The sequence below is a fragment of the Pantoea sp. X-Soil-ISGK-421 genome (genome assembly GCF_059730785.1).
In genome coordinates, this window is record NZ_AP035979.1 from 1,662,183 (window position 1) to 1,686,239 (window position 24,057).

General features: G+C 55.5%; 19 protein-coding genes. 8 read left to right on the forward strand and 11 right to left on the reverse strand.

Features of this window, described 5'->3' with window-relative positions; translation table 11 throughout:
* Positions 1-35: 35 nt before the first annotated feature.
* Together AC6I8K_RS07765 and treA are read right to left on the reverse strand one after the other, a co-directional pair.
* Complete coding sequence (locus tag AC6I8K_RS07765) at positions 36-2,135, reverse strand: TonB-dependent siderophore receptor (protein ID WP_497826481.1); 2,100 nt, start codon at positions 2,133-2,135, stop codon at positions 36-38.
* Positions 2,136-2,397: 262 nt separating this feature from the next.
* Positions 2,398-4,077 carry an alpha,alpha-trehalase TreA gene (gene treA / locus AC6I8K_RS07770; protein ID WP_497826482.1) on the reverse strand — a complete coding sequence of 560 codons (1,680 nt, stop codon included), beginning with the start codon at positions 4,075-4,077 and terminating at the stop codon, positions 2,398-2,400.
* A 207-nt stretch (positions 4,078-4,284) separates the two neighbouring features.
* Here treA and ghrA point away from each other — a divergent pair, with 207 nt between their 5' ends.
* The 3 genes from ghrA to AC6I8K_RS07785 are packed head-to-tail and all read left to right on the forward strand — an operon-like array spanning position 4,285 to position 6,572.
* Complete coding sequence (gene ghrA, locus AC6I8K_RS07775) at positions 4,285-5,223, forward strand: glyoxylate/hydroxypyruvate reductase GhrA (RefSeq protein ID WP_497826483.1); 939 nt, start codon at positions 4,285-4,287, stop codon at positions 5,221-5,223.
* 23 nt (positions 5,224-5,246) lie between these two features.
* Positions 5,247-5,984, forward strand: coding sequence for a phosphatase (locus tag AC6I8K_RS07780; protein WP_483817212.1), 738 nt, complete (start codon positions 5,247-5,249; stop codon positions 5,982-5,984).
* Positions 5,985-6,011: 27 nt separating this feature from the next.
* Complete coding sequence (locus tag AC6I8K_RS07785) at positions 6,012-6,572, forward strand: TorD/DmsD family molecular chaperone (RefSeq protein WP_064740939.1); 561 nt, start codon at positions 6,012-6,014, stop codon at positions 6,570-6,572.
* 3 nt (positions 6,573-6,575) lie between these two features.
* Here the strand turns inward: AC6I8K_RS07785 and AC6I8K_RS07790 are convergent, their stop codons facing one another.
* Together AC6I8K_RS07790 and AC6I8K_RS07795 are read right to left on the reverse strand one after the other, a co-directional pair.
* A complete protein-coding gene (locus tag AC6I8K_RS07790) occupies positions 6,576-7,937 on the reverse strand; it encodes a CoA transferase (RefSeq protein WP_497826484.1) in 1,362 nt (453 codons plus the stop codon).
* 47 nt (positions 7,938-7,984) lie between these two features.
* A complete protein-coding gene (locus AC6I8K_RS07795; protein ID WP_064740941.1) occupies positions 7,985-8,869 on the reverse strand; it encodes a DMT family transporter in 885 nt (294 codons plus the stop codon).
* Between the two features lie 190 nt (positions 8,870-9,059).
* On the opposite strand from AC6I8K_RS07795, the gene AC6I8K_RS07800 reads away from it, so the two are divergent.
* On the forward strand, positions 9,060-9,785 hold the full coding sequence (locus AC6I8K_RS07800; protein ID WP_483817879.1) for a glutamine amidotransferase: 726 nt from the start codon (positions 9,060-9,062) through the stop codon (positions 9,783-9,785).
* On the opposite strand, the gene AC6I8K_RS07805 is transcribed toward AC6I8K_RS07800, so the two are convergent.
* Complete coding sequence (locus AC6I8K_RS07805; protein WP_483817214.1) at positions 9,773-10,336, reverse strand: class I SAM-dependent methyltransferase; 564 nt, start codon at positions 10,334-10,336, stop codon at positions 9,773-9,775. The two genes, AC6I8K_RS07800 and AC6I8K_RS07805, sit on opposite strands and share 13 nt — an antisense overlap.
* 237 nt (positions 10,337-10,573) lie before the next feature.
* Here AC6I8K_RS07805 and exaC point away from each other — a divergent pair, with 237 nt between their 5' ends.
* Together exaC and AC6I8K_RS07815 are read left to right on the forward strand one after the other, a co-directional pair.
* Positions 10,574-12,094 carry an acetaldehyde dehydrogenase ExaC gene (exaC, locus tag AC6I8K_RS07810; protein ID WP_497826485.1) on the forward strand — a complete coding sequence of 507 codons (1,521 nt, stop codon included), beginning with the start codon at positions 10,574-10,576 and terminating at the stop codon, positions 12,092-12,094.
* A 172-nt stretch (positions 12,095-12,266) separates the two neighbouring features.
* Entirely contained in the window at positions 12,267-12,479 is a 213-nt protein-coding gene (locus tag AC6I8K_RS07815) for a hypothetical protein (RefSeq protein WP_064740944.1), read from the forward strand.
* 102 nt (positions 12,480-12,581) lie between these two features.
* On the opposite strand, the gene fumA is transcribed toward AC6I8K_RS07815, so the two are convergent.
* A complete protein-coding gene (gene fumA, locus AC6I8K_RS07820; RefSeq protein ID WP_064740945.1) occupies positions 12,582-14,225 on the reverse strand; it encodes a class I fumarate hydratase FumA in 1,644 nt (547 codons plus the stop codon).
* A 163-nt stretch (positions 14,226-14,388) separates the two neighbouring features.
* A complete protein-coding gene (locus AC6I8K_RS07825) occupies positions 14,389-15,900 on the reverse strand; it encodes an anion permease (protein WP_064740946.1) in 1,512 nt (503 codons plus the stop codon).
* Positions 15,901-16,506: 606 nt separating this feature from the next.
* Here AC6I8K_RS07825 and AC6I8K_RS07830 point away from each other — a divergent pair.
* Together AC6I8K_RS07830 and AC6I8K_RS07835 are read left to right on the forward strand one after the other, a co-directional pair.
* Positions 16,507-19,287 carry a flavocytochrome c gene (locus tag AC6I8K_RS07830; protein WP_064740947.1) on the forward strand — a complete coding sequence of 927 codons (2,781 nt, stop codon included), beginning with the start codon at positions 16,507-16,509 and terminating at the stop codon, positions 19,285-19,287.
* Between the two features lie 51 nt (positions 19,288-19,338).
* The gene (locus tag AC6I8K_RS07835) at positions 19,339-20,298 is read left to right on the forward strand and encodes an FAD:protein FMN transferase (RefSeq protein WP_483817216.1); all 960 of its coding nucleotides are present in this window, start codon (positions 19,339-19,341) and stop codon (positions 20,296-20,298) included.
* Here the strand turns inward: AC6I8K_RS07835 and dcuR are convergent.
* From dcuR to AC6I8K_RS07855, 4 genes are all read right to left on the reverse strand, one after another.
* Complete coding sequence (gene dcuR / locus AC6I8K_RS07840) at positions 20,292-21,011, reverse strand: two-component system response regulator DcuR (protein WP_483817217.1); 720 nt, start codon at positions 21,009-21,011, stop codon at positions 20,292-20,294. The two genes, AC6I8K_RS07835 and dcuR, sit on opposite strands and share 7 nt — an antisense overlap.
* The gene (locus AC6I8K_RS07845) at positions 21,008-22,633 is read right to left on the reverse strand and encodes a sensor histidine kinase (RefSeq protein WP_064740950.1); all 1,626 of its coding nucleotides are present in this window, start codon (positions 22,631-22,633) and stop codon (positions 21,008-21,010) included. The genes dcuR and AC6I8K_RS07845 overlap by 4 nt, the downstream gene beginning before the upstream one ends.
* A gap of 217 nt (positions 22,634-22,850) precedes the next feature.
* Entirely contained in the window at positions 22,851-23,387 is a 537-nt protein-coding gene (gene msrA / locus AC6I8K_RS07850; RefSeq protein WP_007891162.1) for a peptide-methionine (S)-S-oxide reductase MsrA, read from the reverse strand.
* A 63-nt stretch (positions 23,388-23,450) separates the two neighbouring features.
* Positions 23,451-24,005: a flavin reductase family protein gene (locus AC6I8K_RS07855; RefSeq protein ID WP_483817218.1), complete on the reverse strand. Its 555-nt coding sequence runs from the start codon at positions 24,003-24,005 to the stop codon at positions 23,451-23,453.
* Between the last annotated feature and the right edge of the window lie 52 nt (positions 24,006-24,057).

A 24,057-nucleotide genomic window follows, 5' to 3' on the forward strand; every position in this document is an offset into this window, starting at 1 on the left:
ATCCCGCAAAGGATGGCGGATTTTTTTATGCCTGCTTAAAAGTCGTAGCCCACCGTGGCCATCACGGTACGCTCAGCCCCGCGATAGCAGTAACCGGTGCCGTAACAGGCGGCCAGATATTTTTTATCGGTCAGGTTGTTGGCATTAACCTGCAGCCAGGCGCCTTTCAGCTGCGAATTCCACGCACCAAGATCCGCGCGTACCGACGCATCAAACAGCGTCACGGATGGCAAACGCGTAGTGTTCTCGTTATCGGCCCATTGCTTACCGATATAACGCACACCGGCACCGGCGCTCAAGCCGTAATCAAACTGATAATGCCCCCACAACGACGCCATGCTGTTCGGCGTGACATACGGCGTATGGCCGTCGTTACCGTCTACGGAATCCTTAAAGCGCAGATGGTTCAGCGTGTAGCCCGCGATGGTGCTGAAGCGCGGTGTCAGCTGATTACGCGCCTCCAGCTCAATGCCCTGCGAATGCACTTTGCCCGACGGCGTGTACGTGCCGTCCTGCACGTTGCGGTTGGCGACATCGTCCTGCGTCAGATCGTACACCGCGATCGAATACATATCGCGCGTGCCCACCGGCTGATATTTCACGCCCGCTTCATACTGCTCAGAGGTGGTCGGTTTCAGCTGATTGCCCTGCGGATCGGTTAATGAAGCTGGCGTAATCGCCTGGCTCCAGCTCACGTAAGGTGAAATACCATTGTCGAAGGCATACAACAGCGCGGCGCGGCCACTGATGTGATCGTCCTGACGACGGCTGGTGCCGTTTTCCGAGACGATGCGGTCATAGCGGCCCGATAAGTCCAGATGCCAGCGATCCAACTGCAACTCGTCCTGCAGATACAAGCCGGTCTGATAGTAGCGGCGCGTCTGCGATGTCCAGGAGAAGTCCGGCATGATGCCCACTTCTTCACCGTTCCACGCATTCAGCGCGCTGGCGGCGCCGCTGGCTTCAGTAATGTCGTTTTTATAGCGATGATACTCCGCGCCCAGCGTCACACGATGCTGGACCGCGCCCGTCGCAAAATCGGCCTGCAACTGGTTGTCGTTAGCCCATGCGCTGAGCGAAGAACGCTCGCCGGAGAAGTAGCGGTTCAACAGGTCTGGATTGGTGGCATTCCAGCCAATTTGATACACCTGATCGAGCTCGGTATTCGAGTGGCTATAGCTGCCGGTGGAGTGTACCGACCATACTTCGTTGAAGCGGTGGGAAAAATCATAGCTATAAATCTGTTCACGACGCTTGAACTGATCGAGCGCGCTGTCGCCTTCGTAAAAGCCGTCGCTCAACGTGCGGCCATTGTGGCTGTAAAGCGTGCCTTCTGCTGGTACCGATCCATGATAGCCGCCAGAGGGATCTTTCTGCAGGTAGGCGCGCAACACTAAATTGGTGTCTTCACTTGGCTGCCACATCAGCTGCGGTGAAATCGCGTACTTCTCTTCACGCGTGTGATCGTACTGCGTATCGCTGTTGCGCGTGATGCCGGTTAAGCGAAATGCCCACTGATCGTTAATGGCGTTGGTGTAATCAAACGCAGCGCTATTGGTGGCGTTCGTCCCGCTCGACAGGCGGAAATGGCCCTCTTCGGCGAACTGTGGACGCTTACTCACCATGTTCACCAATCCACCCGGCACCGTTTGGCCATACAACGCGGAAGAGGGACCTTTAATCACATCAATACGATCGAGGAACCAATTATCCACCTGCAGGATGTTGAAGCTGCCGCCGTCACTCATGACGCGCAGGCCATCGAGGAAGGTGTTATCGACATCGCCGCCGTGGAAACCGCGCAGCGCGATGGTGTCGTAGCGCGTGGCCGCGCCGCCAAAGTTGGTGAATACGCCCGGCGTGTAGCCCAGTGCCTGATTAAGATCTTGTGCGCCCTGATCTTCCATTTGCTGACGCGTTACCACCGAGATGGATTGCGGTGTGGTAATCAGCGGCTGATCGGTTTTGCTGGCACCGCTGCTACGCGTGGCAAGATAACCCTGCGTCGGTGAGGTGGCGCTTTCTTGCGGTTGCGCCGTGACGACAATCGACTCTTCGGCGAAGCTGGCAGCCGGTAAAGCCAGCGCCAGCGCACACAGCACGCGGCCACGTTTAAAGGTAAACAGCGAGGTCATGAGAGGTTCCTGTTGTTTTAATGAGAATGGCTATAGAAATTAGATTGAGAATTATTATCTTTTGCGAGGTGTGTTTCAAGGTGTGAATTTGTTGTAAGAATGGTGTGAGAAAAATGCACAAGGTGGCACGTAGCATCCGTAGCGGCGCAATTTATTGCGCATTCTCTGGATGGGCATAATGCCGCCATTACTACGCGCGATAAATCGCGCCGCTACGGATTGTGCGGTTGCCGGGTGTATTCACCCGGGCTAAGGAACAAGGTTACTTCGCGGAGGTTAACGCCGGCATATCAGGAATATCACCGGCGCTGTTACAGGTTTTGTCTTTCGGGCAGTACTTGTCGAGCAGTTTCAACGTCACGCCATTGGTCCAGCCGAAACCATCCTGCAACGGATACTCACCGCCGCCTCCGCCGCCCAACTGTGCGCCTTCAACCACATACTTCTCCACCAGTTTGTGCTCCTTGTCATAGGTGGCCTGCACGTTTTGCAGGAAGCGCTGACCAATCTGCTGCGCCAGTTTCGGTTGGTTATAATGCTCCAGACCTTCCACCGCCACCCACTGTAGCGGCGCCCAGCCGTTTGGCGCATCCCATTGCTGGCCGTTATTCACCGTGGTGGTCACCAGTCCGCCCGGTTTCAGCAGCTGTTTCTCCACCGCTGCAGCAGTGCGTGCGGCTTGCTTGTCGCCGGCCAACTGCATATAGAGCGGGAACAGCGTCGCGGCGGTCAGCTGTGGGTGAACCTGCTTCTTCTGGAAGTCGTAATCGGCGTACCAGCCTTTTTTGTCATCCCAAAGATAGCGATTGATCGCGGCCTGACGTTTCTCGGCATCCGCCGCAAACTGTTTGGCTTTGTCATCCTGCTTGTCCAGTTTGGACGCTTTAGACAATGTCTGTTCGAGGTGGAACAGCAGGCTGTTGAGATCGACCGGTGCCAACTGCGTGGTGCGGATGGACGCCAGGTTGTGCGCATCAGTGAACCAGCGCGAACTGAAATCCCAGCCTGACGCCGCACCCGCGCGCAGATCGCGATAGACCTGCTGCTTGTTGCGCTCTGGCGCTTTATTGGCAGTGTTAACGTCATCCAGCCAGGATTCGGTACGCGGTGCATCGCGATCGTCCCAGTAGCGGTTGAGCAGCGTGCCGTCGCTGAGTTTGATCACACGTTTGCTGGCCTGTCCGGCAGCGACTTTGTCGCTGTCCGCCATCCAGTAATCGTACTCTTTCTGCAACTGCGGCAGGTATTGGCGATAGACATCGTCGCCTTTATGCGTCGCCAGCAGGTCAACCATCAAGCTGAAGAACGGCGGCTGCGAGCGGCTGAGGTAGTAACTGCGGTTGCCGTTGGGGATATGGCCATATTTATCGAGTTCGGTGGCGAAGTTTTCCACCATATCCTGCACGCGATCCCAGTGACCGCTCTCCGCCAGACCGAGCATGGTGAAGTAGCTGTCCCAGTAATAGACTTCGCGGAAACGGCCGCCAGGCACGACGTAAGGTTTTGGCAGCGGCAGCAGCGAATCGTACTGGCTGGCGCTCTGCGCCGTGCGCGTCAGCACCGGCCATAAACCGTTGATGTGCTCACGCAGGCTTTGCCCGGCAGGCGGCACATATTTGTCTCCCTCTTTTGGTAGCGTGAAGTTGCTATCGACAAAGTGCTTGAGATCGAAGTTGCGCTGGTTTTTTTGCATCTGCCAGTCGGCCAGAATCGAAGAGGGATTAGATTTCGGCACCGCATCGGCGAAGGTTTTTTGGTCCGGATAAAATTTAGCCTGCTGTACCGCATTGAACAACGGTCCCAGGCGCACATCCGGTGGCTGCGGTTGGTTGCTGAGCATGCGGGTTTGATCGTCGGCGTGCGCGGCGCTGGCACCGGCCAGCAGAGCGGCGCTCAGTAAAAAGGTCAGACGCGCGGGCGTGAATACGGCATTTTTTATCATCGGTTTTTCTCCTTGTCCGAAAAGGTGGTGTGCTAACGCATTGACCACCCGAACAACTTTAGTCGCTATCGCGCCGCTTAGCCTCGCACAGCGGCGGAAATGTGAAGCACCCGGAATTAATCACGCGAGAAATTGCATCAAGGCTAAGGTTTTTGCTTGCCCTGTTCGGCTATTTGCCTGAGGCTTAAGCAAAAAAAGGAGAGTCGTATGGAGATTATCTGGTATCACCCGTCGCTGGCGCCCCAGGGCTGGCTCGACGGCTTGCATCAGCGTTTACCGGGGGCGCGCGTGCGCTGCTGGCAGCCGGACGACACTGCACCGGCCGATTATGCCGTGGTGCGTTCTCCGCCGGTTGAAATGCTGGCGGACCGCCCGCTGAAAGGCGTGTTTGCCATGGGCGCGGGCGTGGACGAAATCCTCAAACAGCTGCGCGATAATCCGCGGATGCTGGCAGACGACGTGCCGTTATTCCGTCTGGAAGATACCGGCATGGCGCGCCAGATGCAGGAGTACGCTAACTGGTGCGTGCTGGGCTGGTTCCGCCGTTTCGCTGAATATCGTCAACTGCAGCAGCAGGCGCAGTGGCAGGAGCTGGACGGCTTCGATCGCGAGAACTTCACCATTGGCGTGCTCGGCGCGGGCGTGCTGGGGCGTAGCGTGCTCGAAAGCCTGCGTCAATGGGGCTTCCCGCTGCGCAGCTGGAGCCGTTCGCCGAAGCACATCGACGGTGTGCAAAGCTTCCATGGCCGTGAACAGCTTGATGCCTTCCTGAGTGGCACACAGGTGCTCATCGACCTGCTGCCCACCACGCCGGAAACCACAAATTTAATCGACAGCTCATTGCTCAGCGCATTGCCGCAAGGCGCGTACTTCCTTAACCTGGCGCGTGGCGCACATGTGGTAGAGGACGATCTGCTGGCGGCACTGCATTGTGGTCAACTGGCGGCTGCCGCGCTGGATGTGTTTCAGACCGAGCCATTGCCGCAGCATCATCCGTTGTGGTCTCATCCGCATGTCACAATCACGCCCCATACTGCGGCCATTACTTTGCCTGGCGAGGCGATGGATTACATTGCGGATGCCATACTTGCGCTTGAGCAGGGTAAACAGCCGGGCGGTTTGGTTGATCGCCAACGCGGCTATTAATGCACATTGGTCAGGAGATGAAGATGTATCCCGTTGATTTACATATGCACACCGTTGCCAGTACGCATGCTTACAGCACGCTGCACGATTATGTGGTGCAGGCAAAACAAAATGGCCTAAAGCTATTCGCGATTACCGATCACGGACCCGATATGGCCGATGCACCGCACCACTGGCACTTCATTAATATGCGTATTTGGCCGCGCGTGATTGATGGCGTCGGCGTACTGCGTGGTATTGAAGCCAACATTAAAAATCAGCAGGGCGAGATTGATTGCAGCGGCCCGATGCTTGATGCGCTGGATCTGATTGTCGCAGGCTTCCATGAACCGGTTTATGCGCCGCGTGACAAAGCGCATCACACTGAAGCGATGATTGCCGCGATGGCCGGCGGGCTGGTGCATATCATTTCCCATCCCGGCAACCCGAAATTCCCGGTAGATATCCGCGCGATTGCTGAAGCCGCCGCGCATTATGATGTCGCGTTGGAAATCAACAACTCCTCCTTTACCCATTCGCGTCCGGGCAGCGAACCGAATTGCCGCGCCATTGCCGAAGCGGTACGCGATGCCGGTGGCCGTCTGGCCTTTGGCTCAGATTCACACACGGCCTTTACGCTGGGACATTTTGAGCACTGTCTGCGCATCACCAGCGCAGTGGATTTTCCTGAAGATCGCGTGTTAAATGTCACGCCGCGTCGCCTGCTCGATTTCCTCGAACAGCGTACCGGCAAACACATTGCTGAATTTGCTGATTTTTAACTTTTTTGCCTCAAGGAATTCTGTTGCATGAATGAGTTTTCCATTCTCTGCCGCGTTATCGGCTCGCTGTTTAATCGCCAGCCGCAGGATCCGCTGCTGGTACCGCTGTTCACTCTGCTGCGTGAAGGCAAACTGCAACAGCAGTGGCCGCTGGAGCAGGATGAACTGCTGACGCGTCTGCAGCAGAATAGCGATCCGCAGGCGCTGGCCGCCGACTATAATGCGCTGTTTGTCGGCAGCGAGTGCAGCGTGCCGCCGTATGCGTCACAGTGGCCGAACGGTGTCGCTGAAGCGGACGTGCGTGCGTTCCTCAGTGCTCGTGGCATGCCGCTGAGCGAAGCGCCAGCCGATCACTTTGGCGTGCTGCTGCTGGCGGCATCGTGGCTGGAAGATCAGTCGGCAGAAGATGAATCCGCCGCGCAGCTGGCGCTGTTTGATGAGTACCTGCTGCCGTGGTGCGGCGCATTCCTGGGCAAAGTGGAAGCGCATGCGACCACGGCGTTTTATCGCACGCTAGCGGCCTTGAGCCGTGAGGCGATTCAGGCGATGTACGACGAGCTGAACGAAGAGCAGGGCGACGAAGCCTAATCGTTACCAGCTTGCTGCGCTGCTACCGAGCTTCACGCCCGGTGTCGCGCAGATCATTGGCGTGCCGGGCAAATAAGCCGCGGCACGCAATCTCTCCGCAATGCCCCACTGATTGAACTCAACGCTGCTCAGCACATCATCACGCTGCGCATGAATACCGTTTTGCGCATTCTCTGGCGCGGCACCGCACTGCTGCAACAGCCGCGCGGTGCGGGCTAGCGATAAACGTGCCTGCCAACCGACGCCATGGCGTAAACGCTGACGCAAACCTTCCAGCACCGTGGCGGCTATCAGGTAACCGGTGGCGTGATCAAGCGCCTGCACCGGCAGCGGCGTTGGTTTATTGCTGCCGCTCCAGTGCATGCCCTGTTCGGCGATGCCGCAGCCCATCTGTACCAGACTGTCGAATCCGCGTCGGTTGCGCCAAGGCCCGCTCCAACCCCATGCATTCAGGCTTACATCGACTAAGCCAGGCGCGAGTTTGCGGCGTGCATCGGCATCCAGCCCGAGTTTTTCTAATGCATCAGCACGATAACCCTGTACCAGCACATCGCTATGCTGCAACAGGTGGCGCAGCTGTTCACGCCCGGCGCGCGATTTGATATCAAGCCGCGCACAGCGTTTGCCGCAGGTGATCTCCTCTTCCAGCGTCGGTTCGTGCCAGTCGGGCGGATCGATGCGCAATACCGTGGCGCCGAGGCTGGCAAGAAAGCGCGTCGCCACCGGCCCGGCAATGATGCGGGTGAGATCCAACACCCGCACGCCGAGCAACGGGCGCGCGGGCGATAACGCCCAGGCTGGGATCGCTGCTTCACCGTTTGCCTGCTGCGCGATCAGCGGTTCCTGTTGCACGGCGCGGCCTTGTGGATGCTGCAACCATTGCGCTTCGCTACGCATCTGCGCGGCGCAGCCGCCGGCATCAATCACCGCCTGTTCCAGCGTAGTGGCGGACCAGCGTGCGACCGCGGCGGCCAGCGAGGCACGATTCGCATGCTGACCAAGCACGCGCTCCATCGCCGCGCGATGATGAGCCGCATTGGTGTGCAGGCGGATCCAGCCGTCAGCGCTGGCATAATCACCGGCGAATTCGTCCCACAGAGCAGCGGGCGGGCGATTGAGCGGGATCAGGCTGTGTTGAAACCAGCGCGAGGCGAGACGCACGTTGACGCTGACCGGCGTGGATTGACCGAGCAGATCGCTCAGCGCCTGGCAAGCGAGGCCCGTGCTGGTGGCCGCCAGTTCGCTCACGGCGAAGGCAGACGAGAACGTATCGGGCTGGAGAAAGGTGAGCGCGGGCAGCGGGGCCGTGCCTCGCAATCCCTGCCACATTTGCTGCCAGAGTGCGGCAGCACGTTGAGAATCCATGTTGAGTCTCCGGATAACGCGCGAGACTCAAGCATAGCAGAGGGAATTTAACGGCGGCGTAAGCGCGGGAAACGCGCGTGCATGCGCAGGTTACGCAGGTTAATCACCGCAATCGCGGTGCCCAGCACCACCAATGAGGCGCCGAGGATTTTGAAGCTGTTCATGCTGTCGCCGAGCACCAGCACGCCCATCAACACCGCCAGCACCGGCGTCAGCAGCGAATAAGGCATGATCAGGTTGACGTTGTACTTCTTCAGCAACGCGTACCACAGCGTATAGGCCACAATCGACGAGGCGAGGGCGCTATACAGAATGCCAAACCAGCCGCGCCAGCCCGCGTGGCTTAACGCGTAAATCTGGTTTGATTCGGTGAGCCATGAGGCCGCGCCAACAATCGGCACCGCGAGGAAGGAGATCCAACCGGTGAGCGTGAGCGGCTTAATCGGCGGCGATTTTTTTACAATCATATTGCTGATTGCCCAGCCGAAGGCGCTGCACAGCAGAATGCATAGCACCCACCATGCCGGAATGGTTGGGCTGCCCGACAATACTGCGACGCCACTCAATGAAATTGCGATGCCGATCAGCTGTATCAAGCGCAATTTCTCTTTCAGAATCACCATCGCCAACAGCATGGCAATCGGCGTACCGAGCTGCACCACGATGGCGCCGGTACCGGCATCGGTGTAACGCATGCCAACAAACAGCAGCGAGAAGTGCATAAAGCCGAAGGTGAACGCCAGCGTCAGCAGCCACGGCAGCTGTGCGCGCGTGATGCGACAGAAAGGCACCAGCACAATCGCCACCACGACAAAGCGCATCCAGGTGAGAAACAGCGGAGGAAGTTCCAGCAATCCCCACTTTACCGCTACGTTATTGAAAGCCCAGATGGAAACCACCATCAAAACCATAAGTAAATGCCGCACTGCCACAATGTCTTCCTTCACGGGTAATCAGAATTATCACCGGCTAATGATGGCATGAAGCCAGCGAATTCGGGCGCTACCGACGACTTTTTTTTCGAGGGAGCATTAGCTCATGCAGGAAAAAAATAAGACATGTCGGTAATTTACTGTCAGAGTAAACGTCCGAAAGGCGACCATAATGAGGACCGTATTCGGCATGACACATACCCGCGCTTTACCTCTTGCTCTGATTCAACTCGACGTTCCGCCGCCGCAGGTGGTGGCGCAAATTGGTGAACAACCCCGGTGGTTTATCGACGCGCTGCAGCTGCAGCCTGATGACTATGTGATTGTGCGTCCGCATCTGGGCGATGATTTACCGACTTTTGGCCGCGTCAGTGGCGCGATCCTCAGCGGCTCCTGGGCGATGGTCACCGATCATGCTGACTGGAGCGAACGCACTGCCGCCTGGATTCGTGGCGCGCTGGAGGCGGATCTGCCGCTGCTTGGCGTGTGTTACGGACACCAGCTGATGGCGTATGCGCTGGGTGGCAAAGTGGGCGATAACCCCAATGGCTGGGAGCGAGGACTTAAGTCGCTGACGCGCAGCGCGCAGGCGAACAACGATCCGTGGCTGGCTGATTTACCGGGCGAATTTCAGGCGTGGTTGTCACATCGGCAATCGGTGTTGACGCCGCCGCAGCATGCGCAAGTGCTGGCAAGCTCGGCGCTGGATAGCTGTCAGATTTTGCGTTATTCACCTCAGGCGATGTCGGTGCAGTTCCATCCGGAGTTTACCCACAGCATCATGACCGCCTGTTTGCCGGCGGAGGTGAGTGACGATGGGACGCCGTTGGCGGGCGAAGATTGGTCGCGCGAATTATTGCGCAGCTTCTGGCTGCAAACGCGGCCGCAGCCGCGCGTGCAGGCTCAGGGCGCGTAGTGACGCGTGCAGCGATAAACCCATGCGGGTGGCATATTTTTTAGCACCCGCTGGCGTTCCCAGGTGAAGTAGCGTGACAGATTCGGTTGGGTAAACGAGGTGTATTGAAACTGTACAAATACGCCGTGGGGACCCAGCGCATCATGCACCGCACTGAGAATGTTGTCGCGCGTGGCGGGCGGCAGTGACAGCAGCGGCAAACCAGAAAAAATCACGTCATATTCCCCGGCGAGATATTCCGCCGAACAGGCGCGCACCTGCATGCGTGTGTCGGGCAATCCACGCAGACTTTTCACCAGTTCCGGGCAAATTTCAAACACATCAAGCTGAGCTTGCGGCGACATGCGCGCCAGCACGTGGCGGGTGAGCACGCCATCACCGGCGCCGAGTTCGGCGATACGCAGGCTGTTATCCCAATTCACCGCATCACACATGGTGCGGCACAGCGCGGCGGAAGAGGGCGTGATGCTGCCCATTTTGCGCGGGTTGCGGATAAATTGCTGAACAAAGTTCGCTTTGGCGCGCATTAACGTCAGGGCTGAAGCCAACATCTGTTTCTCCTGGTTAGTATCCTGCTTCATATTGACCACATATTTCGCCCATGTTCCGCTTTTTGCTGCATATGTGGGAAAACTCGGATTTATCTGTAGGTCACGCCGTGCGCCATATTTCCCTCGGCGCGGTCACAGTTTCCTGTGCGGCGATCTGACAGGCTGGCATTGATCGCTCAATGTTAATAACAGGTTTCTTAGTTGTTAATCGCCACTCTGTCCGCAAGGAGAAACACCATGCGTTACGCTGCTCCGGGAGAACAAGGTTCTCTCATTACTCTGCAATCGCGTTATGGCAACTTTATCAACGGCGAATTTGTTGCGCCGGTTAACGGCAACTACTTCGTCAACACCTCACCGATTAATGCTTCCACCATTGGCGAGTTTCCGCGTTCGGACCGCGCTGATGTCGATAACGCCGTGGCTGCCGCGCAGGCCGCCGCTGATGCGTGGGGCAAAACCTCGCCGCAGGCGCGCTCATTGGTTTTGCTGAAAATTGCTGACCGGCTGGAAGAGAATCTGGAATATATCGCAGTCAACGAAACCTGGGATAACGGCAAGCCGGTACGTGAAACCCTGGCGGCGGATCTGCCGTTGGCGGTAGATCATTTCCGTTATTTTGCTGGTTGCGTGCGTGCACAGGAAGGTACCGCCGCTGAAATTGATGAGTTTACCGCCGCTTATCACTTCCATGAACCGTTGGGCGTAGTAGGGCAAATCATCCCATGGAACTTCCCACTGCTGATGGCGGCATGGAAACTGGCGCCGGCACTGGGCGCAGGTAACTGCGTGGTGCTAAAACCGGCCGAGCAAACGCCGCTGTCGATTACGCTGTTTATGGACGTGATCAAAGATCTGCTGCCGCCGGGCGTGGTTAACGTGGTGCACGGCTACGGTAAAGAAGCGGGTGAAGCGTTGGCTTCGCATCCGGGCATTGCCAAGATCGCCTTTACCGGTTCAACCGCCACCGGCGGTCATATTCTGGAGTTGGCAGCAAAAAGTCTGATTCCCTCTACCGTTGAACTCGGCGGAAAATCGCCGAATATCTTCTTCGAAGACATCATGGATGCCGAAGAGAGCTTCATCGAGAAAGCCGCAGAAGGCGTGGTGCTAGGCTTCCTCAATCAGGGTGAGGTCTGTACTTGTCCGTCACGCGCGCTGGTGCAGGAATCGATCTTTGAACCGTTTATGGCCGCGGTGATGAAGCGCATCAAAACCATCAAACGTGGCGATCCGCTCGATACTGAAACCATGATTGGTGCGCAGGCGTCGCAGCAGCAGTTCGATAAAATCCTTTCCTATCTGGAGATTGCGCAGCAAGAGGGCGCACAAGTGCTGCATGGCGGCGGCGTAGAAAAAATTGGTGAAGAGTTTGCCAGCGGTTATTACATTCAGCCGACGTTACTCAAAGGTGACAACAGCATGCGGGTATTCCAGGAGGAGATCTTTGGGCCGGTAGTCGGCGTGCTGACGTTTAAAGATGAAGCGGAAGCGCTGGCTATCGCGAATGACTCGATTTACGGTCTGGGTGCAGGCGTCTGGACGCGCGATATCAACCGCGCCTATCGTATGGGCCGCGCGATTAAAGCCGGTCGCGTGTGGACCAACTGTTATCACCTCTATCCGGCCCACGCGGCGTTTGGCGGCTACAAGAAATCAGGTATCGGCCGTGAAACCCACAAAATGATGCTCGATCATTACCAGCAGACCAAAAACCTGTTGGTGAGCTATAGCACGCAACCGCTGGGTTTCTTCTGATGGCTAATGGCAGCGGGGCAATACTGCTGCCTTTTCATCTGCCGGTCATCTTGCTGGGGCAAGATAATGGCGTCACAAGAAATTTCTGATGAAACGACATCATTAAGCCAGGTCTTGTGTTCTTTAAAGAGGGCAATTCGGCAAAATGCCACACCAATTTTAAGGAGAACCCATGAACACGTTGTATAACTTCCTGGAACAGCATGATGAGATGCTGGACGGTGTGGAACAAAATATTATTACTGTTAATCTGCCTGGCCGTCAGGTGGTGTATGTGATTGGTCAGAATGATGCTGACCTGCTGCTGGAAGTGAAGGCGCGTGAAATCGCCACGGCACAGCGCATGGAAACGCTGCGTCAGCTGGAGAGTCAATTCCGTTTTTAACGCTGCTACCTACCTTATTCGATGAACTCTTCGCCAGACATATCGCAATAAAAAAGCCGCTATCGCGATGATAACGGCTTAAGAAATGGCACGCGGGAAATATTACTTCACGCAGGCGGCACAGTTATTGTGGATCTGTTGGAAGAAGTCATTACCTTTGTCATCCACCAGAATGAAGGCCGGGAAGTTCTCCACTTCAATCTTCCAGATCGCTTCCATGCCCAGTTCGGCATACTCCACGCATTCCAGACTCTTAATACTCTGCTGTGCCAGCACCGCTGCCGGACCGCCAATGCTTCCCAGGTAGAAACCGCCGTGTTTCTGACACGCATCGGTCACCTGTTTGCTGCGGTTACCTTTGGCCAGCATCACCATACTGCCGCCGTTGGCCTGCAGCAGATCAACGTAGGAATCCATACGGCCTGCGGTGGTGGGGCCGAGGGAGCCAGAGGCGTAACCTTCTGGCGTCTTCGCCGGACCCGCGTAATACACCGGATGATCTTTAATGTACTGCGGCAAACCCTCACCGTTATCAATACGCTCTTTTAACTTCGCGTGGGCAATATCGCGCGCCACAATGATGGTTCCGTTCAGCGACAGGCGGGTTGAGACGGGATAAGCTGACAGCAGGGCCAGAATTTCGCTCATCGGCTGGTTCAGATCAACCTGTACCACTTCGCCTTCGCCCTGCTGACGCAGCGCTTCCGGAATATAGCGGCCTGGATTGTCTTCCAGCTTCTCAATCCAGATGCCTTCGCGGTTGATCTTGGCTTTGATGTTACGGTCTGCGGAGCAGGACACGCCCATGCCAACCGGGCAAGATGCGCCGTGACGCGGCAGACGCACCACACGGATATCGTGCGCGAAGTATTTACCCCCAAACTGTGCGCCCAGGCCCAGCTCCTGCGAGGCTTTCAGCAACTCTTCTTCTAGCTGCACGTCGCGGAAAGCCTGGCCATGTTCGTTGCCTTCGGTCGGCAGCGAATCGTAGTAATGCGTTGAGGCCAGCTTGACCGTTTTCAACGTGCTTTCCGCAGAAGTCCCGCCAATCACAAACGCGATATGGTATGGCGGGCAGGCCGCGGTACCCAGCGACATCATTTTGTCGACCAGATAATTTTTCAGCTTCGCGGGGGTAATGAGCGCTTTGGTTTCCTGATACAGATAGGTTTTGTTAGCGGAACCGCCACCTTTCGCAATGCACAGGAATTTGTATTCGTCACCATCAACGCTGTACAGGTCGATTTGCGCCGGCAGGTTGGTGCCGGTGTTCACCTCTTTATACATATCCAGCGCGGCGTTCTGAGAATAGCGCAGGTTATCTTCAATAAAGGTGTTGTAGACGCCTTGTGATAGTGCGGCTTCATCGCCGCCGCCGGTCCAGACGCGCTGACCTTTCTTGCCCATGATGATGGCGGTGCCGGTATCCTGACAGGTTGGCAACACGCCTTTGGCGGCAATTTCCGAGTTGCGCAGGAACTGCAGGGCGACGTATTTGTCGTTCTTGCTGGCTTCGTCATCGGCAAGAATCGACGCGACCTGCGCCTGATGCGAGGCGCGCAGCATAAAGGAGGCATCATGGAATGCCTGCTTCGCCAGCAGCGTCAGCGCTTTGGGATCGACTTTGAGCACCTCTTCGCCATCGAAGTTAGCCACAGAAACGTAATCGCGGCTCAGCAGATAGTATTCGGTATCATCTTTGGCGAGAGGAAAGGGATCTTGATAATAGAAGGGTTTGTTCGACATGTTGGCTCACTTAGCTTCGTGTAGCCCGCCAGCATGACGGGCGACAAATTAGGCGTTCTGTTATTTGGTTTTCTCTCGCCAGCCCTCCGCAGGGCTGACTGGCGAGTATCATAACATTTTCACGGTAATGCGCGGCTCCGTTTTTAACATCGAAGCAACATCATCAGAACATCATCACCATCCATGGATAGGCGACAACCATCAGAAGAACCAGGAACAGCGCGCCGAAGATGGTACCCAGACGCCAGTAATCTTTAGTTGGCAGATAGCCGCTACCATAATAAATCGGGCTTGGGCCGGTGCCGTACGGGGTGATAATGCCCATCACACCGAGAGAAACACACATCATCAGACAGAACACCGGCATATTGATACCCGGGATAGAGGCAGCAATGGTCAGCATCGCGGGCAGCAGCGCGGTGGTGTGCGCCGTGGTACTGGCAAACAGGTAGTGCAGCAGGTAGAAGGCAATTAACAGGACCACCGCTGAAACCTGTGGATCGTAGCCTTGCAGCAGCATCGCACCTTCTTTACCCAGCCAGGCAATGAAGCCCACACGGGCTAAGCCATCGGCCAGCGCGACCAGTGTGGCGAACCAGGCAAAGGTGTTCCAGGCGGCTTTATTGCTGGTGATGTCGTTCCAGTTCAGTACACCGGTCCACAGCATCAGTACGATGACCAACAGCGCGGCCATCGCGGGCTCAATCCATGCGGTGGCGAAGATCCACATCATCAGCGCAGCAACCACGAAGCCCAGCAGCAGAATTTCATTGCGTTTCAGCTTGCCCAGTTTTGCCAATTCAGCGGTCGCCCAGCGTGGCACTTCATCATTGACTTTCACTTCTGGCGGATAAAGCCAGTAAGCCAGCAGAGGCATGGTAAGAATCAGCAATACACCCAGCGGCAGGAAGGCGAGGAACCACATGCCCCACGAGATATCAAAGCCCACCACACTTTTCACCAGCGCCAGCGCCAGCAGGTTAGGTGCCAGAGCAGAAAGGAACATCGAACTGGTGATACACGCGGCGGTGATAGCAACCCACATCAGGTAAGAACCGATCTTACGCGCGCTTGGGTCATTCGGTTTTGAACCGTAGAGCGGCGGCAAGTTAGCAATGATGGGATAAATGGTACCGCCACTGCGCGCCGTGTTTGACGGCGTAAACGGGGCCAGCAACAGGTCAGCGAAGGTGATGGCGTAACCGAGCGTCAGGCTGCGGCGACCCAGATATTTCACCAGAATCAGCGCCAGTCGGCGGCCAAACTGGGTTTTATCGTAGCCCGCGGCGAACATAAACGCACCGAAGATCAGCCAGACCGTAGAGTTGCCGAAACCGCTTACTGCCCATTTAAAGGACTGTGCTGCCGTTTTGAACTTGGGATCGGCCAGTTCCGCCGGGCTAAACAGCACCCATTGGCTGCACAGCGCAATCACCACCACGCCGGTCAAACCGATAACGGCGCCCGGCAACGGCTCGAAAATCAGTCCCACAATAACCCCGACAAAAATCGCGAAGAAGTGCCAGGCGTAAGGTTCCAATCCCGCAGGAGTCGGTACCAGCAGCAACAGCACAGCCACAATAATTGGCAGGCACAACATAAACAGGCGGTTCTTTTTCCCCGGCGCCGGAGGGGGCGCTGTTAGGGATTCACTCTGGGTTGTTTGTGTGTTCATAGTTTTGGTCTGCAAGTTATGGAGAATGCGTTTATACGCCCCGAACTAAATGGTTTTTTAAGTTACAAAACCCTTGTAGCAGATTAGCCGTGACATTTAAAACTGAGTTTTAATAAATCGCTGATTTCAAAATTCGATACGCGAATTATCTATTGAATGTGAATATGATGCGATTAATTAAAATATCTATTTTGATCCAGATCAATAAAATTTATCGGTGGTTTTTTTGCTTTAAGCATGCGCCTGTTAATAAATGAACCATAAGGTGAAAATTAACTGTGCAAGGCAAACGAAACGCAACAAATCAAGCAAAAAACAGAGAAGGGCGGTGATTTATCTTTATGATAAGACTGGCTTTGTTTTAAATGTAAGGAAAAAGTTGATTTTTGTCAAGTCTTGGTTAAAACTTAGCGGAACGCAGCTTTCAGCAATTAGCATCAAATATTATTTTCATGCGTAAAACTTATATAACTAACGAATAAGGTTATGTAAGTAAATTAAATGGTATATTTATGGCATGAAGTCGGACCACTCAAATAAATATAAAATTCCTCCGAACTGCCAAAGAATTGAATACAAAATTTCTTAATTCTGGAGTTGCTCATCATGAATACGCTCACCCCGATTCTTAATCCGCTGACATTGCCGAAAGGTGCGGTGCTTAAAAACCGGTTGGTTATGGCCCCCATGACCACCTGTACCGGCTATTACGATGGCGGTGTCACCAGTGACCTTGTCGAATATTATCGCGTCCGTGCCGGTAGCATCGGCACCGTTATTGTTGAATGCTGCTTTGTCGATAATCGCGGCCCTGCATTCCCGGGCGCGCTCGGTATTGATAGCGATAACAAAATCCCCGGCTTGGCGAAAATCGCCCATGCCATCAAATCACAAGGTTCTAAAGCCGTTCTGCAGATTTATCATGGCGGCCGCATGGTGGAACCCGCGCTGATCGGCGGTAAAACGCCGGTTGCGCCTAGCGCCATTGCCGCACCGCGTGAAGGTGCAACCACGCCACAAGCGCTGACTGCAGAAGAAGTGGACGTGATGATCACCAAGTTTGGTGACGCAGTGAACCGTGCGATTAAAGCCGGCTTTGACGGCGTAGAGATCCACGGTGCGAATACCTATTTGATCCAGCAGTTCTACTCGCCAAACTCTAACCAGCGTGACGATAAATGGGGCGGCAGCCGCGACAATCGCGCCCGCTTCCCACTCGAAGTGTTGGAGATCACCCACAAAATGGCTGACCGCTTCGCCGCGGCAGACTTTATCATCGGTTATCGCTTCTCACCGGAAGAGCTGGAAGTACCGGGCATCCGCTGGGACGACACGCTGTATCTGCTGGAGAAACTGGCGGAACGCGGTCTGGATTACGTTCACTTCTCTGTCGGCCAGTTGCTGCGTCCGTCGATTGTCGACACCAAAGACCCAACGCCGCTGATCACCAAATATCTGGCGCAACGCTCACCCAACCTGGCGAAAGTACCGGTTATTGGCGTTGGCGGCATCGTGAATAAAGAAGATGCCGAGAACGCGCTAGAGCACGGTTTCGATCTGGTTGCCGTGGGTAAAGCCTGCATCGCCTATCCGGACTGGACCGATCGCGTTATCAAGAATCAGCACATGGAGCTGTATATCGACAGCACCAAGCGCGAAGAGCTGACCATCCCGGAACCACTGTGGCGCTTCTCGCTGGTGGATGCGATGATCCGCGACGTCAGCGATACCGGCCGTAAATACAAAGCCGGCGTCTATCAGGCGAAAGTGGAAGCCGAAGCGCTGAAGCTGAAAATTAACGTGACGCTCGACACCGACCGTATTACCGACATCTCGCTGGTGCCGGATCCGAGCCTTGACGTCGACTTCACCAGCACCTTTGAAAGCCTGCGTGAGCGCATTCTGGTGGCGAACAGTCCGCATGTCGATGCCATTACCGGCGCCACCACGCAGAGTGAAGCGCTGAAAAAAGCGGTATCGCGTGCCATGACCACCTCAAGCAAAGAGTATGTGATTGAAGAGGGCGGTAACCCGAACGCACCGGTGAATTATGATGTGGTGGTAGTAGGAACCGGCGGTGCCGGTCTGGCGGCGGCGATTCAGGCACATGATGATGGCGCCCGCGTGGTGATCATCGAGAAGATGCCAACCATCGGCGGTAACACCATCAAAGCGTCGGTTGGCATGAACGCGGCAGAAACCCGTTATCAGAAGCTGAAAGGCATTGAAGACAGTAAAGAACTGTTCTACGAAGAGACGCTGAAGGGCGGAAAATTCAAAAACAATCCGGTGCTGCTACGCGAGTTTGTTGAGCAGGCACCTGAAGCGATTGAATGGCTGGCGGCGAAAGAGATCGAGCTGTGTGACATCACTATCACCGGCGGCATGAGCATCGATCGTACGCACCGTCCGGAAGATCGTTCTGCAGTCGGCGGCTTCCTGATCAGCGGCCTGGTGAAGAACGTTAATCAGCGCAATATCGAAGTGCTGCTGGAAACCTCGGTGGCAGAAATTCTGGTGGAAAACGGTGCGGTCAGCGGCGTGAAAGTGGTCGATGAGTACAACGATAGCCGCATCATTAACGCTAAAAGCGTGATTGTCGCCACCGGCGGTTTCAGTGCTAACCGCGAGATGGTGGTGAAATATCGTCCTGAGCTGGACGGCTTCGTGACCACCAACCATAAAGGTGCCACCGGCAGCGGCATCGCGATGTTGCAGCACATCGGTGCGGATACTGTCGATATGGGCGAAATCCAGATTCACCCAACGGTTGAGCAAACCACGTCGTACCTGATTTCCGAAGCGATGCGCGGTGGCGGGGCCATTTTGGTCAGTCAGGCGGGCCAGCGTTTCTACAATGAAATGGAAACCCGTGACAAAGTTTCCGCTGAGATCATCGCGCTGCCAGAGAAAAGTGCGTGGATCGTGTTTGATGAGCAGGTACGCGCCAATAACAAAGCGGCTGATGAGTATATCGCCAAAGGTTTCGTGATCAGCGCACCGACGCCGCACGAGCTGGCAGTGAAACTCAATATGGATCAGGAAGCGCTGCAAACCACGCTCGGTCGTTACAATGAGTTTGTGGCGAAGCAGGATGACGAAGACTTCGGTCGTAAAACCGCGCTACGTCACCCGCTGAACAAAGGTCCGTACTTTGCGATTCGCATCGCACCGGGCGTGCACCACACCATGGGCGGCGTGACAATCAACACCGATACCGCGGTGCTGGATGCGCAGAAAGCGGTGATTCCAGGCGCCTGGGCGGCAGGTGAAGTGGTGGGCGGTATCCACGGCGCGAACCGCATCGGCGGTAACGCGGTGGCCGATATCATCATCTTTGGTATCAAAGCCGGTCACAATGCCGCTAAACTGGCGCTAGGACACTAAGTTGTAAAGATGCCCGCCTTGTGCGGGCATCGTTTTCATTAGAGGCATGCAATGACCGCTGGCGTCTTTTCTTACTCTGCCGTACTCATGGGTTCGCCCATTCTGCTCAAATTGTTTGATGACAATCCCACGCTTGCCCGCCACGTATTTCAACTGATTAAACAGCAAGAAAACCTGTTCACCGTCAACCGCGCCGAATCCGAAGTGATGTCGATCAACCACGCCGCAGGCCGTCATCCGGTGATCGTTAGCGAACCGGTGTTTGCCTTGATCAGCGTGGCGCACGCAGTGAGTTTGCTGCCGGACAGCGCGTTTAATTTCACCATCGGCCCGGTGGTGAAGCGCTGGAAAATCGGTTTTCACGGTCGCGCCGTGCCGCCCGCGCAGGAGATCGCCGCACTGCTGGCGCTAACCGACCCGCATCAGGTGGTACTCAATCCCGCTGAGCGCTCGGTGTTTTTGCAACAGTCGGGCATGGAGATCGATCTTGGTGCCATCGCCAAAGGTTATATCGCCGATCGCGTACAGGCGTTTTTACGTCAGCAGGGCGTACAGCAGGCGCTGATTAATTTGGGGGGTAACGTGCAAACGCTGGGCTCGCCGCCGCATGAGCCGCAAGGTTGGGGTATCGGCCTGAAAAAGCCGTTTGGTGGCGATGATGAACTGTTAGGCGTGCTGCAGGTGCAGGGAAAATCAGTGGTGACGTCGGGGATTTATGAGCGCTACTTCGAGTTGGACGATCGCTGTTGGCACCATATTTTTGATCCGCAAACAGGCTATCCTCTTGATAACGAACTGCTGAGTGTGACAGTGATTTCCGATCGCTCGATTGATGGCGATATCTACACCACGTTGCTTTATGGCATGGGCGTCGAGCAAGGGCTGGCGACGCTCGCTGACCAGCCCGACATCGACGCGGTTTTTGTCACGCGCGACCGGCAGATTATCTGCTCCTCGCCGCATCACTTCCACTTCCAGCAGCTCGATTTCAATTGGCAGCTGCGTTACTGACAATATTGCTGCAGCAGCGAATGGTATTCCGGCTGCAAACGATAGCGGTACACCGGACGCCCGGTGGCGCCATAGTGAATACTGGTGAACAGAATATTAATCTGTGCCAGCCAAATCAGGTATTTACGGCAGGATACGCGCGAAATATTCACTTCAGCCGCCAGCTCATCAGTGGAGAACTCGTGACCCGGATGCGCGTCAATCCACTGACACAGCGTACGCAGCGTTTGCGGCGTTAAGCCTTTCGGCAGGCGCTTATTATCGTGTTGCGTCGCCGGGCTGCCGTGGATCAGCAGATCGACATCCGATTGCTGATAGTAATGCTGATTGTCCATCAGCGATTTCTTCTGCCGCCAGCCGGTGAGCGCCTCTTCAAAACGCGGGAACTGGAACGGTTTGATCAGGTAATCCACCACGCCGTAGTGCAGCGAGGTTTTGATATTCTCCGCATCGGCCGCCGACGAAATGATGATCACGTCCACCGCGCTCTGCGCCGTTCGCAACTCCGGTAACAGATCGAGGCCATTCTCCTGCTGCATATAGATATCCAGCAATACCAGGTCGACCACGGTATCGCTGTTAAACAGGATCTCTTTCGCCTGCTTCAAGGTTGAGGCGGTGCCACAACAGTGAAAGCCCTGAATTTGGCCGATATACGCGCGATTAAGCTCGGCGACCATGGCGTCATCATCGACCACTAACACATTGATCATGCGGATTGGTTTCCTCCATCCCAGGGAAGTTGGACTAAAAATTGGGTAAACACGCCGGGCTCTGATTCTACACTTACACTGCCACCGAGATTCTCGGTTTGCTGCTGCAGCAGAAACAGCCCGACACCGCGGTTTTCACCTTTGGTGGAGAAGCCTTTTTCAAAAATGGTGCTAAGGCGATCGGCTTCAATGCCCGGACCATCGTCACTCACTTCACAGGTCAGCCAGCCGTTTTGATAGTGCAACATCACGTGAATCTCGCCTTCAACCTGCTCGCTCATGGCATCCAGTGCATTCTCAATCAAATTACCGATCACCGTGATCAGCGCCGCCATCTGCTGCTCATTGCCGCTATCGGGTAGGAAGCTGGCATCGCTGATGGTCAGGCGATGGCCACAATCTGACGCACGATTGATTTTACTCAGCAAGAAACCGGCAATGACCGGCGACTTAATCTTGTCGAGCAGAAAACCAATCTCTGTCTGGTAATTATTGGCCGTCTTGAGAATGTAGCTTTCCACCTGCGTGTAGTTTTTCATGTGCAGCAGGCCAAGAATCACATGCAGCTTGTTCATAAATTCGTGTGAGCGCTCACGCAGCGCATCGACGTAGTTTACCATGCCCGTCAGACGCTGCATCAGTTGACTGATTTCCGTCTTATCCCTGAAGGTGCAGACCGCGCCGATAATCCGTCCCTGACTGCGCACCGGCACAGTGTTACTCAGCAATACGCGGCCATTCACATTCAGCTCTTCATCACGGCGCGCGCGTCCGCTGTGCAATACATCGCGCAGATGATCATGAATCACCGACGCATCGTAGATGCGCTCGCCGCTGATGGTGCCCATCGACTCGTTAAGCAACGACCGCGCGGCCTGATTCACCAATGTCACCTGCGCCTGTTCGTCCATCGCCACTACGCCCTCTTTCAGGGAGTTGAGAATCGCCTGGCGCTGTTCAAATAGGGTGGAAATTTCATAAGGTTCGAGGCCGAACAAAATGCGTTTCAGCACGCGCACCAACACAAAGGTGCCGATGGCGCCCGCCAGCGTGCCAATAAAAATGGTCCACAGGATGCTCCAGCGGCTCTCATTGATCTGCACCGAAACGGCATCCAGCGAGATGCCAATCGCCACCACGCCAATCTGCTGATGCTGATCGTTATAAACTGGGGTGAAGACGCGCAGCGCTTTTGCCAGCGATCCTTTATTCACCGAAACGTTTTCATGGCCGCGCAGCGCAGGCTCAAGGTCATCACCGATAAAGTGTTTGCCGATCAGCTCGGGATTGCGATGCGAATAGCGAATGCCGTCCATGTTGGTGACGGTAATGAACAGCAGGTTATTGGTCTCTTCAACCGCTTTGGCGATCGGCTGAATACGTGTGCCGTCCGGCGGAAACGCCAGCGCGCGCTGTATTTCCGGTGAATCGGCCAGCGTGCGCGCCACGGCCATCGCTTTATCTTCCAGCTGCGCGCGGGTCGCAGCGCCAATCTGGAAGAAATAGAACATATGTACGCTGAGCAGCACCAGCACAATCACTGCGCTGAGCATCAAAGTGACCAGCGTATTGAGCTTCATCGGCTGCTTGCGCGCCGCGATTCCTTGCTGTGGAGAAGACATGATCGCTCTCGGATGAGAAGAGGGCGAGTATTATGACGGATAAAAGAGGCAAGGTCGCCAAAAAGGCGTCATGCGAGGATCTTCCTGCGCGCGCATAGAGGGGAGCGGCGCAATGTATTGCGCGATGAATCGCGCCGCTACGGTATGTGCATTAAATTCGTAGGGTGCGCATTTATGCGCACCTGGTCGCCATGAATGGCGACCCTACGCTACGGAATTAACTTGATTTGACGCGATTCGCAAAACTCTTACGCAGCTTCTGCAGTTTTGGTGGAATTACCGCCATGCAGTAACCGTTGCGCTGGCCTGCGCCTTCCCAATAATCCTGATGATAACCTTCCGCCGCATACCACTCTTTCAACGGCTCGATGGTGGTCACCACCGGATCGCTCAAGCCTTCCTGCGCGCGTGCAATGGCGGCAATGGCTTCAGCTTCCTGCTCAGGGTTCGCCGGGAAAATCGCCGAACGGTATTGGGTGCCAATATCATTGCCCTGGCGGTTAAGCTGGGTAGGATCGTGCGTGGCAAAGCTGATATCCAGCAGATCGCCGTAGCTCACCTGCGCCGGATCGAAACCCACGCGAATCGCTTCGGCATGGCCGGTCGCGCCGCTGCACACCTGCTCATAGGTGGGATTCGGGCGCGCGCCGCCGGTATAACCGCTCTCGACTGACTCCACGCCAATCACATCTTTAAACACTGCTTCGGTACACCAGAAACAGCCACCCGCGATCACCGCATATTCGGTTGCCATTATAATTACTCCTGTCAGGACGAAAGGATCAAAGTGGGGGCAAGCCCATTTCAATTCAAGCAGTTAAATTAACATTTCTGGCTTAAAGTCGCCGCGCTTGTCGAGCAACACATTGCTCATCACGCTAAAGCGTCCTTCGCCAGTGTAGTGCAGCGTCGGCGGAAACTCCGGCGTTTCCGCTACATGCGCTTTGACGATCTCAAAGATAAAGAAGTTGTAGTTATCCACCATTGAATCGTCATACAGCTGGCACTCGAAGCTGGCAAAACACTCATCAATCAATGGCGCATTGACCACGCTTGCCGGTTCGGGGGTCAGTTTAAAGGCATCAAACTTATCGAGACGATCGCCGTGGCTATTACCAATCGCCACCACGCTATCCACCAGATGAGTCGAGGGCACGTTGATCACGCATTGGCCGCTCTGGCGGATCAGGTCATGACTGTAATTGCCGCCGGCAATCATGCAGCCAACCAGCGACGGCGAGAACTCCAGAATGGTGTGCCAGCCAAGCGTCATGATGTCGCGGTGATCCTTAAACTGCGAACTCAACAACACCACCGGACCCGGCTCCAGATATTTCCGTGCCTTGCTGACCGGAAAGTCGATTTTATGCATCTGCATTCTCCTGTTGTAGGGACAGATGTTTTAAGTGTAGCTGCCTGCTTTA